Source organism: Calderihabitans maritimus, from assembly GCF_002207765.1.
GTDB classification, from domain to species: Bacteria; Bacillota; KKC1; order Calderihabitantales; family Calderihabitantaceae; genus Calderihabitans; species Calderihabitans maritimus.
The window spans coordinates 1-9962 of record NZ_BDGJ01000088.1; the positions used below are offsets into that span (position 1 = coordinate 1).

13 protein-coding genes are annotated in these 9962 nt (G+C 46.1%); 9 read left to right on the forward strand and 4 right to left on the reverse strand.

Annotated elements, in window-relative coordinates; genetic code table 11:
- Positions 1 to 918: 918 nt before the first annotated feature.
- The 9 genes from KKC1_RS08000 to KKC1_RS08045 all read left to right on the forward strand — a co-directional run bounded on the left by KKC1_RS08000 (position 919) and on the right by KKC1_RS08045 (position 7726).
- Entirely contained in the window at positions 919 to 2058 is a 1140-nt protein-coding gene (locus KKC1_RS08000) for a geranylgeranyl reductase family protein (RefSeq protein WP_088553948.1), read from the forward strand.
- 107 nt (positions 2059 to 2165) lie between these two features.
- Positions 2166 to 2993, forward strand: a complete 828-nt coding sequence (gene lgt, locus KKC1_RS08005; protein ID WP_088553949.1) for a prolipoprotein diacylglyceryl transferase — start codon at positions 2166 to 2168, stop codon at positions 2991 to 2993.
- A gap of 29 nt (positions 2994 to 3022) precedes the next feature.
- The gene (locus KKC1_RS17930; protein WP_088553950.1) at positions 3023 to 3205 is read left to right on the forward strand and encodes a hypothetical protein; all 183 of its coding nucleotides are present in this window, start codon (positions 3023 to 3025) and stop codon (positions 3203 to 3205) included.
- Positions 3206 to 3302: 97 nt separating this feature from the next.
- Entirely contained in the window at positions 3303 to 3485 is a 183-nt protein-coding gene (locus tag KKC1_RS08015) for a hypothetical protein (RefSeq protein WP_088553951.1), read from the forward strand.
- 332 nt (positions 3486 to 3817) lie between these two features.
- Positions 3818 to 4492, forward strand: coding sequence for a hypothetical protein (locus KKC1_RS08020; RefSeq protein WP_088553952.1), 675 nt, complete (start codon positions 3818 to 3820; stop codon positions 4490 to 4492).
- Positions 4493 to 5215: 723 nt separating this feature from the next.
- The gene (locus KKC1_RS16020) at positions 5216 to 5389 is read left to right on the forward strand and encodes a hypothetical protein (protein WP_153802852.1); all 174 of its coding nucleotides are present in this window, start codon (positions 5216 to 5218) and stop codon (positions 5387 to 5389) included.
- Between the two features lie 109 nt (positions 5390 to 5498).
- Positions 5499 to 5723 carry a hypothetical protein gene (locus tag KKC1_RS16755; protein WP_238134240.1) on the forward strand — a complete coding sequence of 75 codons (225 nt, stop codon included), beginning with the start codon at positions 5499 to 5501 and terminating at the stop codon, positions 5721 to 5723.
- Positions 5708 to 5890 carry an NAD(P)/FAD-dependent oxidoreductase gene (locus KKC1_RS08035; protein ID WP_088553955.1) on the forward strand — a complete coding sequence of 61 codons (183 nt, stop codon included), beginning with the start codon at positions 5708 to 5710 and terminating at the stop codon, positions 5888 to 5890. Before KKC1_RS16755 ends, KKC1_RS08035 begins: the two co-directional genes overlap by 16 nt.
- Before the next feature lie 528 nt (positions 5891 to 6418).
- Positions 6419 to 7726, forward strand: coding sequence for an HD-GYP domain-containing protein (locus tag KKC1_RS08045; RefSeq protein ID WP_088553957.1), 1308 nt, complete (start codon positions 6419 to 6421; stop codon positions 7724 to 7726).
- A gap of 19 nt (positions 7727 to 7745) precedes the next feature.
- Here KKC1_RS08045 and KKC1_RS08050 read toward each other — a convergent pair whose 3' ends face one another.
- From KKC1_RS08050 to merR, 4 genes are all read right to left on the reverse strand, one after another.
- The gene (locus tag KKC1_RS08050; protein ID WP_088553958.1) at positions 7746 to 8180 is read right to left on the reverse strand and encodes a cytochrome c biogenesis CcdA family protein; all 435 of its coding nucleotides are present in this window, start codon (positions 8178 to 8180) and stop codon (positions 7746 to 7748) included.
- Positions 8181 to 8373: 193 nt separating this feature from the next.
- The gene (locus tag KKC1_RS16025) at positions 8374 to 8532 is read right to left on the reverse strand and encodes a hypothetical protein (RefSeq protein WP_153802853.1); all 159 of its coding nucleotides are present in this window, start codon (positions 8530 to 8532) and stop codon (positions 8374 to 8376) included.
- Between the two features lie 241 nt (positions 8533 to 8773).
- Complete coding sequence (locus tag KKC1_RS08055) at positions 8774 to 9046, reverse strand: glutaredoxin (RefSeq protein WP_088553959.1); 273 nt, start codon at positions 9044 to 9046, stop codon at positions 8774 to 8776.
- Between the two features lie 2 nt (positions 9047 to 9048).
- Entirely contained in the window at positions 9049 to 9459 is a 411-nt protein-coding gene (gene merR / locus KKC1_RS08060) for a mercury resistance transcriptional regulator MerR (RefSeq protein ID WP_238134241.1), read from the reverse strand.
- Positions 9460 to 9962 lie beyond the last annotated feature (503 nt).

The following is a 9962-nucleotide window of genomic DNA, read 5'->3' on the forward strand; positions in this document are numbered from 1 at the left end:
GGTCAGGCCATGGCCAAGGAAGTGCGAATCTTCTCGCCACTGTTGACCATTCCCGGCAGCTTGGTTCTGGTGGGCGGGGCTCTTTATTCCTGACTGCGGAGCAGAGCAACGTATAATCTTTTCATTGCCGCAGGCACCGTCGTCATTGCTGCGGCGGGCAGCTTGGCACGATTGGGTTGGTCTGGAGCCCTATATTTGGGTGAGATGCTCGGGTTAGTGCTTTTGTTTTACGGCTTCGTAGGAAGTTGGAAGTATTTACATCCCATTGAAGAGCCTAAGCACTACCGCGACAGGACTTGATATAAGTTGTTACGGTTGTTGAATAATTTTTTTGTCTTTTAACATCATAGTCGGTTCAAAGTTTTCACAGACATGGCCGGCAAAATCCATCAATTTTAAAGCGGGGGTGTGGGAGAAATAAAAAGTCTTGCTTATTTCGATGTTGTTTCTAACTTCTCCAAACTCTTTTTTCGTATAATTGAGACTTCAATAGAAACTGCGCTTAACCTTCGGAAGATCAGGGGAACTCTTCCGAGAGCTAGGATACAACTACCGCAAAGGTCAATAGGGACGAGTAAGTCACGGTGGCCTGAATTGGTCATTGTCCGATACATAAATGTTCGCCCAGGTTTTTGACGGTTGACACGTATACATTTTTCAAATAATATATTTATAGGATACCCCCCTACAGTATTTTTGCCTTTTTTTAGTTTCCGCTAGATTTTGTTATAAGAGCAAGCACTTAACCAAGCCCGCAGGGTTTGCTGCCAACAGGAAATAGTTAGAAAAACGCAGGCAGCAAAATTTTTTGGTTTTTAATACTATAATGTGTAGTACGACGCTGGTTTTAAGGGCTTAAGGCAGTTTGGTGAAAGGGGGGAGACGCGGAGTTATCCAATGTAAGTTGGAGGGAATGCAATGCATCAGGTATTGGTTATCGGAGCAGGGCCGGCGGGAGCTTTTTTATCCTATCTCCTGGCTAAAGAGGGATTAGATGTGGTACTGCTGGAAAAAGCCAAAATGCCCCGCCCGAAACCATGCGGGGGCGCTATTTCATTGCGGGCAAAAAACTTGATTGGCTTTGATTTAGGAGAATTAATCGAGGATGAAATTAATCACTTGGTACTTACTCATAATTTTGTTGACCCGTTGGAGGTCAGGCTGGACTCTCCATTGGCTTATTTGGTAGACAGGAAGCGCTTCGATTTCTTTCTGGTTAAGCAGGCCTTTGAAGCCGGCGCTCAGGTATACGATGAACAGAAAGTCTTAAGAATCGAAATTCTCCCGGATCGAGTACGGGTATTCACTGATAGGGGTTCGTTTGACGGGCAAATAGTGGTAGGTGCCGATGGGGCTAATAGCATTGTGGCCCGTACCCTGGGCTTTAATATAAAATACGGGCGCGCCCTTGCTTTGGACTGTTCAGTATCGTTACCGCCGGAACAAATGTTGCGGTATAAAGGAACCGCCTATATCGATTACGGTATCCTGGCCATGGGTTATAGCTGGATTTTTCCCAAAGCAACTCACCTCACGGCAGGAATTGGTTCCTTTCTGCCCCGAAAAGATAAAAAGCTCAAATTGGAACTGAAAAACTGGCTTGAAACTTACGGTTTGGGTAATGATGGAAATCGATTGGAGGTCAAGGGACACATCGTTCCTACTGGGTTACATACTACTACCTATCATCAAGAGAGGGCCATTTTAGTCGGAGATGCGGCAGGGCTGACTGATCCTTTTACGGGAGAAGGGATCTATAACGCTCTATTGAGTTCCAAATTAGCAGCCCAGGTGATTTTGGATTGTACCAGAAAAAACAAGAGCATTGATTTGCAACCATATTCGCAATTAATCAAGAAAAATATAATTCCCGAATTAAGGGCTGCTGCCAGACTGGCGCTCTTATTCTACCCCTTTTCCGGTACGGTCCATAACCTGTTTTGTAAAAAACCGGAGCTGGTGAAATCACTACTGCAGAGTGTCTATGCTGGCTACGATACTACAGGAGTTTTGCGTCAATATAGTAAATTGATAGTTAATTTTATTAATTCATCATAATGAATTAACAATTGTAGATGGGAACTGGGGTTCCAAAGTCCCATTCATGGCGACTAAACAATAACAAAGGCCGAAGGACTTTGTTTTGAAGGAGGAATTGACAACACATGAAGCAGGTTTTGACTATTGGCCCAATTCATATTTATTTTTTCGGGCTGATGATTGCCTTAGGAGCACTAACTGCCATTATTCTGTTTGTCCGGGAAGCGAAGCATAAAGGATTAAACCATCGCCTGTTGCTGGACGGCGCCCTATACTCCTTATTGGGGGGCATTGTGGGGGCCAGGTTGGTGTATGTACTGGTTTATAACCCCGCATACTACCTAGCCAATCCCATGGAAATTATTTTTATTAATAAAGGGGGCCTGTCCATTCACGGTGGGATTTTAGGGGGCTTCCTGGTCGGATACCTGTTTATAAAATCCCATAAGCTACCATTCTGGGAAGTGGCGGATACGGTAGCACCGGCATTAATTTTAGCCCAGGGTATCGGGAGGGTCGGCTGTGATGTCTTTGGCGCGCCCATGGGAACCCCCCTACCCTGGGGGGTTACGGTAGACGGAGTCTTGCTTCACCCGGCGCAGGTGTACGAGTTTTTGCTGGATTACCTGCTGTTTGCTTACTTGTGGCTGAAACGCACACGAGCCAGCTACTCCGGCCAGGTATTCCTGCACTACCTAATCGGCTATTCCCTGATCCGGGGCATAGTGGAATTTACCAGGACCAACCCGGTGGTGTATGGTCCCTTTACCGTGGCTCATCTGATGAGTGCCATTGGCATCGTCATCGGTCTTATCTTGATCTGGCGCAGAAAACAAGAAGCCCAACCTAAGGCTTCTGCAACTTCTTCAACGATTAATCTCTGGGGTACTTCCCTCACTACTTTGTTGTTAATGGTCGGTTCCCTATTAGTTTATTACGGGGTTCAAGGCTAAAGAGTTACAACTGTAAGGAGTGGTGCCGGTTGCGGTGTCCAAACTGCCTGGGCAGGAACGTAAGAAGGCTCAAAGGTAATAGATATTTTTGCCTGGAATGCTTCGTGGAAATAGAGGTAAGGCCAGACCAGCTCAGGGTTTATAGCATTAACTCCGGCGGTGAGACCCTTTGCCAGGGAGTTTTCCTGCGTAAAGGCCAAAATGTCTATTGAATTTGGACAGGTACGAGGTGATCATTTTAAAAGATTAAGCCAAAATAGAAGACAATGTAAAGAAAAACCGGTTAAGTGAAAGGGAGGAGGTTGAGGCATGGCCGAGTTTTTCAGCAAATACGGCAGTTGGATTTTGATTGGCGCATTGCTCATAGCCATTAAAATTTGGGAACTCGTTTTCCAAGTAGGGGTTTACCTCGGTACTTTAGATTCCGTCATTAACCCACCTACTTTAGCAGCTGGGTTGTTCGGTTTTCCTTGTTCATTCGGTCGTCGATGAGAGTTTATCGGTATATGAAGATTGTACAGAAATTAAAAGAAAGAGATTGAATTAGAATTTATTTTTTACCCAAGGATTTAGATTGATTATCATTTACAAAGGGGGAGGAGAAATTTAGATGCTAGCGGGAATGTTGATTACCTTGCGGGAAGGGACTGAGGCTTTCCTGATTTGCTGCCCCGGCACCAAAAAGTCCAAAACCAGCCGGCCTGAATACTGAAAAAATGCAATTCAAGTAACCACCTGCACAAGTTAACAGCTTGCTCTGCACCCCCACCGGGTTTAAAATACATAATTAGAGAGTGCAAAAAGGTAGAAAAGGGGTAGAAAGAATGAATGGCGTTTGGCCATTGTTAACATCCGCGTTGAGCGCTGTATTTAGCCTGCTGTTAATCCGCCAATACCTGGAGCGCCGTAAAACTCACCAGTGGTTATGGGCGTTCGGTTTTGCCCTGTTTGCCTTTGCCGCTTTTGGCGAGTTTTACTCGGAGGTAGCCGCTTGGAATGTCACACTTTACCGCCTGTATTATGTCAGTGCTGCAGCCCTGGTAGCTTACCTGGGTGCGGGAACAGTGTTTCTTATTTTTTCACGACGGGTAGGCTGGGCATTTCTGATCTATGTGACTGTAGTTTCCTTGGTGATGCTTGCTTACGCTTTGCGGGCGGAAATTATTACTTCCGCCTTCATTCCGGGAAAAGTGGTCGCAGGTCAGGCCATGGCCAAGGAAGTAAGAGTCTTCTCGCCGCTGTTGACCATTCCCGGCAGTTTAGTCCTGGTGGTTGGGGCCCTTTATTCCTGGGCGCGGAGCGGAGCAACGTATAACCTTTTCATCGCCGGAGGCACCGTCATCATTGCTGCTGCGGGTAGCTTGGCGCGATTGGGCTGGCCCGGAGCCCTTTATCTGGGCGAGATGCTCGGGTCAGTGCTTTTATTTTACGGCTTCATAGGAAGTTGGAAATACTTGCGCCCAATTGAAGAGAGAAAGCACCACCAAGACGGGAATTGATACAGGGCGTAACGGTTGCTGGACAATTTCTTTTTTTGACTCCTAATACTATAGTCTGTCGTAGTTACGTGATCTTCACAAGATTTTCACAAGTTTATGGTTGAACTTTTTCGCTGCCTACAATACAATATAGGCATAGGATACCCCCCTATCGTATAAAAATTTGGGGTAACTGGTTAACAGGTACGCTGTACACACGAGGTAGGAGGGTGCGCTATCAACCAAACATCACACTTTACACCTCTTGTCTCAATTATTGGTACTTTAACTTAAGATGATGAAAAAGCTTAAGTACTCCTAGAAACCCAGCAAAACCCCTTAAAAAACGCGAGATAAGAGCCGGAGCCAAATCAAGTATGGAGAATCGACATCACCTATATCCCGGTAGCTAACGGTCATGGTTACCTTATTCCGTGCTGGACAGTTACAGCCGTTACATTGTCCATGCGGAGTTGCTTCCCACCATGACCGCCGGGGATGGGAAAAAAGTTCTGGATAGAGCTCTGGCCGGGGAAGGTTTAATTACAGCTGCAAATAAACCGGTTTTTGTTTCCGACAACGGTACCCAGCTTGTGTCCAAAAGCTTTAAAAAGGGACAACCCCCAGGTTGCTTTTGCCGCGGTGGTGGAGCAGGGCAAGGGAGGTAGCTATTCGTCCGCTTACATCGCCCGGGATGTGCTGCAAGCGTATTTTCAGGGCAAAGACTAAGGGAGGGAATGTACAGTGAAGTGTAAAGACTGTGGCCGCGAAGGAGTATTCCTGCTGAAAACCGGAACTGTGATCGGAGTTTACTGTGGTGATTGTTATTTGCCGCTGTTTCGCGCCAACCGGGAAAAAACAAGGAGGAGGCAAAGCGTGGGTAACTGGATACCAAAGGGAAAAATAACCAATTCTTAATGCGGGATTAGGTTGGTTTAAAATACATATCAAGTACTGGTAGTTGGAGCGGGGCCTGTCGGCGCCTTTTTAGCCTACTGGCTGGCTAAAGAAGGGAGACGTGCTGCTGTTGGAGAAAACAAAAATGGTCCGGGAAAAGCCTTGCGGTGGCGCGATTTCCGTGAAGGCAAAACATTTACTGGGTTTGAGTTTCACCGCTATTGTAGAGGATGAGATTAATCGCTTATCGCTCACTCATGGTTTGAGCGACCCCTTGGAAATCAGTCTGGATTTTCCCTGGCTTACTTGGTGGAAAGAAAGCGCTTTGACTTCTTTCTGGTGGAGCAGGCTTTAAAGGCTGGCGCCCGGGTACATAATGAAAAAAAGATCTTGGGGATTGAGGTGCTGCCCGACCGGCCGCATATAGTCACTGATTATGGTTCCTTTGCCGACCAGATAGTGGTGGGCGCTGATGGTGCCAACAGTGTTGTCGCCAGGTTGCTGGATTTTGATGCGAAATAGAGACGCGCGGTTGCTTTGGACCGCTACTGTACAGGACACATACTGCCTATTATGTTCCTCTCTACGCAAGCTGCTTTTGAAGCTGCTCGAGAACGAGCCTGAGGTAGCCGAAAAGCTCATCGAGTTTTCTGGCACCAGGCCTGAGGTTCGGTCGGTATGTGGGGTTGATAAAGACAAACCTGCAGGCCACATGTACAGCAGTCCTGCTCAATTTGAAGAGACTGGCTAAACTCGCCCCAAAGCTATTCGGGTTGCCACCTCAGATTGTATCAGTGACTGCCACGTAGCTGCCGGTAAAGGCCGAATGGATTCCCAAAGCGGTTAAAGCTGGCTGTTGTCCGGATACGCATCTTTTTTCAAAGAACGTTGCGATTACCAGGGGGCTTTACAAGTAGTCCTTATTGAACGGATTCCTAGACCATGTCCACGCAAAGAGGAAATTCCCCGCAATAGAGCGCACCGACGGAAAACTTGGCTATAGGCAGAAAGCACATTCTGTTTGTGTCCCAGGGGAGGGTACTAGAGCGAGTGGACTTGAGACGGCTTTTCTTAACCCGTAGTTTATTGTGTCTGCTCTTTTTCGCCTTTGTTCTAGGGCTGTACGTAACGTTTTCGCTCAAGAGGGATATGCTCGAAAACCATACAGAGACAATTGTTGCCTTTGTCCGAAACGCAATTCACCATCATCTTAGCGCAAAAGATTTTGAAGCTCCCAAGCTGAAAACTGAGGATTACGAAAGCTTTGAGCTCGCGATACGGGACATCTCGGAGATACCCCAATTTCTCAGAATCAAATTCTACGATCGTCACGGAAGGATCATTTGGTCGGATGAGCAGGAGCTAGTAGGTGATCGTTTTACGGCAAATCGCGATCTAGATCGTGCTCTGAACGGAGAGGTCGTGGCTCAATACAGTAGATTATCAAAGAAGGAGAATATCTATGAGAAAGGTTTCAACTATGTTCTCGAGGCTTATATCCCCCTGTATTTCGGAGATTCGGAGGTTTTCGCGGTTGCAGAGGTATACTACGGGGTAGACGGACTCTTTGAACGTATAGCTAGGACCCGAGTCGCTGTCTGGATCATCACTCTGGCGTCTTTTTTAGCCCTATACCTTCTCTTGTCCAAAATATTCTTTAATGCTTCCAGCCTGATAATCAAACAAAAAGAAGACCTTGAGAGAACCAATCTGGCTCTCGAGAAAACGTATTTGGGGACGATCAAGGCCTTGGTTTCCGCAGTGGATGCGAAGGATCACTACACCAAGGGACATTCAGTCCGAGTAGCCCAAATATCCCTTCTTCTGGCGGAATCCCTGTTGGTGGACGACAAAACAAGGTTTGAAATACAGCAGGCGGCCCTATTGCATGATGTCGGAAAGATTGGGATCGACGATGTTATATTGAAGAAACCGGGGCGCCTCAGCCCCGAGGAATGGGAAATAATGAAGAAACACCCGGTCATCGGGGCTACGATTTTGGAGGAGGCTGAGACGCTCAGCAAGGATTTAATAAACATGATTAGATCCCATCACGAACGTTTCGACGGTAACGGCTATCCCGACGGTTTGATGAAGGACCAGATCCCGCTGGGGGCCAGAATCATCGCCGTCGCCGATGCGTACGATGCCATGCGGTCCGAACGCCCCTATCGCATGGCCAAAACCCCCGAGGAAATCCTCTCCGAGTTCGAGGATGCCTCGGGAACTCAGTTCGACCCGATGGTTGTGGAGGCGCTTTTCGGCATAGCCGATCAAATCGAGAAGGTTATTTATGCCGCCAGTAAAAATAACATGACCCACCAGTTTATAGCCACTACCCGCTTATCCGCGGAATGACAGGGTAGTAGTTGGCGTGTCAAACCAGTTGTCTATTGGAGCCGAAAGCTCTTTCAAAATATTTTCCCCAGCGGGTCAAGACTACTAAGTTTTTAATAATCCCGGTAAAGGTTCCTATGAGGAGCAGAAGAAGACCACGACCTATTGCATAGACGAACATTGCTATAGCCCCGAAGAAAATGCTGTCTTTTGTAGCCGCTAGGGCGAGGATCGAGAGCAAAATGGGAACTGTACAGGGAGAAGCGATGATACCAAACGGGAGCCCTAATAGGAAGGCTCCATCTGGGCCTCTTACCGTTGCAGCTCTTATTTTCATTGTAGGTAGCTTAAGTTTCAGATCGGCAGCCAGGTAGATACCCATCAGGAGTGTAAACCAAGGAACATACAGGCTAAGGCGGTATGAAAGAAACATTTTCCCGACTGCCGCTCCGATGGCCCCGATTATCGTCTTCAAACAATTTATTTCACCACCTTTGCTTCCTTAACCTGATAGCCGGCATTGGTGATGGCCTGTTTCAAATCTTTAAGGGTAGTTTTTTCGGATCATAGATAACGATGACTTTATCCACGGGCGGCAGTTGCACTAGAGTAAAACGTACTCCCTTTATCTTGCGCAAGGCGGCCTCGACCGAAGCCCTACAGTTTTGTCAGAACATACCGATACCAGAGAAAGCAGCCATTTTTTCTCCTGGCTTTAGTTCGGGGATTGGGTTTTCGGCCTGTTTTTCAGCCAGGAATACGGGTAAGAGGAAGGAAAAAGCAGCAAAGATGACTATTCCCGTAAAAACCAAAAGTTTTTCTTTCATGCTCAAATTCCTCTCACTATAGGTTTGATTGCTATGTAATGCTTTTGTAAGCTCGGGATCGCCCTCCGCACGGAACAAAGAGATGGCCAAAATTGCGGCCAGGAGGCCTGCGAGACCAGCCCCCGTGAACCGAGTAACAATATTCAGTCCTAAGGCTAGTTCTCGCTGAATCAGGTCGGGCGAACTTTAGTAAAGAGGCCGGGATGTTAATCCCAGCCCCATAAGCAAACTTTCTACTTAGCTATTGCCCAAGTCCTGCTTTTTTTAAGATTTCAACATCGATACCTCTGGTATTACAGCAATTTACTAATTTGCCGTCAATAGCTACAGCAGGAACTGATTTAATATCATATTGTTTTGCTTTTTCTACACATTCGTTAGTATCGCATCTTTTATTCAAATCATAAATCCTAACTTCACAATTGGAAGAAGCTAGAGCCTTAATTTCCTTTATTGCATTTTCACAGATGAAGCAACCTGCAGTAAATACTTCAACAACCCTCTTGTTAGCCATTTTTAGCCACCCCCTTCCCCAGATAAAGTTTCTATAATAGGACACTGGCTAATCGATCCTTGACCTGGACATCTGCTAGACAAGTCTTGCAGAACGATTTTGATCTTTTCCAGGTCACGTATTTTTGACTCGATTTCTCTAAGCTTTTGGGATGCAAATTGCCGTACTTCATGACAGTCAAAGTTTTCACTATCGGCCAGGCCAAGCAGTTTGTTAATTTCGGATAGAGTAAAACCTAGTTCTTGAGCCCGCTTGATAAACTTAATACGCCCAATTACCTCGTGAGGGAAAAGTCGGTATCCGGATTCTGTCCGGGGTGGTTTGGATATAAGCCCTAATCTTTCATAATATCTAACGGTTTCGACATTTACACCGACCTGTTTGGCTACTTGGCTTATGGTGAGTCCTTTCACTTGTTCACCCCCCATCTTTATTATGGACCCTGTACTTAAGTACAGGGTCAAGATTTTTTTGCAGTTAATATTGGCTTTTTTGTCTTAGGACATAACGGCGTATCGTTTCCATTATTTTAGGTAAAGTCTGGCAAGAGATTATTCATTTTCTGGTTTTGCCTCATGTTGGACAGTTAAAATATGATCACCAGTCTTTTTTTATTCTTGAAATATCATCGCATTAATAGTACTTTTCCATAAATAGTTTAGAAGGAAATACAGTTGGTACAGAAGGAAAAAGTTTCATAATGTCGGACCTTGTAAAAGTCATTCTCTCGAAAGCTCATCTAAACCTAATTTCTAGTGTCTTGCAACCAGCTTGACCGAAGGCATAATTTTGATTGAAAGGAGGATACTATGAAACCTGTAGAAATCAAGCCTAACGTATACTGGGTAGGTGGTATTGATTGGGATTTGCGGTACTTTCACGGTTATCTTACTCCCCGCGGCACCACTTACAACGC

Excerpts from the sequence above, each read along its gene's own strand:
- KKC1_RS08020 (WP_088553952.1), top strand. The coding sequence starts at position 3,818 with ATGAATGGCGTTTGGCCATTGTTAACATCCGCGTTGAGCGCTGTATTT.
- KKC1_RS08055 (WP_088553959.1), bottom strand. The coding sequence starts at position 9,046 with ATGGCTAACAAGAGGGTTGTTGAAGTATTTACTGCAGGTTGCTTCATC.
- KKC1_RS16025 (WP_153802853.1), bottom strand. The coding sequence starts at position 8,532 with ATGAAAGAAAAACTTTTGGTTTTTACGGGAATAGTCATCTTTGCTGCT.
- KKC1_RS08000 (WP_088553948.1), top strand. The coding sequence starts at position 919 with ATGCATCAGGTATTGGTTATCGGAGCAGGGCCGGCGGGAGCTTTTTTA.
- KKC1_RS08015 (WP_088553951.1), top strand. The coding sequence starts at position 3,303 with ATGGCCGAGTTTTTCAGCAAATACGGCAGTTGGATTTTGATTGGCGCA.
- lgt (WP_088553949.1), top strand. The coding sequence starts at position 2,166 with ATGAAGCAGGTTTTGACTATTGGCCCAATTCATATTTATTTTTTCGGG.